We start from the raw sequence: 556 nt of genomic DNA, 5'->3' as shown, positions 1-556 counted from the left end.
AGTACATGTCCATGGTTCCTACCCATTTCGCCTCTTAAAACTGTCCGAAGTATTGCTTCAATGTACTGCGGTGAAACAATTACTGAGAGGTTAGTATTGGCATCAACCGGGACTACTGTGTGCCCTCCCCCGTTGGAAATCATTGCACTTGTCGAAGGAACCAAGTGATTGTAAGTACCTTCATAAACTGAAGAACCACTGTCTTCCATTTTAATCGCAATCGCATTCAAGCCGGGCGAAGGATAGTATTCATTTCCATCGCTAGTGCAAAGCGCTCCAAACATTTCATTCTCGGGGTTATAGAAGGCGCGAATATTGAGTACATGACCATGGCCACAGGCCCAGTACCACCCCCTATTATCACTTCCGGACATGTTCAAGGACCAATCATCCCGGTTTATCACAGTCAAGCCTTCTGAATAATGCGAGCCGCTTACAAGTACTCTAGCTGTAACGGAGAATGCATAACTTGTACGCCCTTTACTATCATCTTCTACATACCAACACTTCGGACAGTTTCATGCAGCTATAGCCCCGTAGTCACTGTACCGTTCGT

The 556-nt window shown here is 45.9% G+C and carries 1 pseudogene; it reads right to left on the bottom strand.

The features are described from left to right. Nucleotides 1–374, bottom strand: a pseudogene (locus tag MO867_RS22525) (hypothetical protein); the annotation flags it as partial. Between the last annotated feature and the right edge of the window lie 182 nt (nucleotides 375–556).

Origin of the sequence: Microbulbifer okhotskensis (genome assembly GCF_023895975.1) — a bacterium.
Classification (GTDB): Bacteria; Pseudomonadota; Gammaproteobacteria; order Pseudomonadales; family Cellvibrionaceae; genus Microbulbifer; species Microbulbifer okhotskensis.
This window is presented reverse-complemented; position numbering and strand designations above follow the sequence as displayed.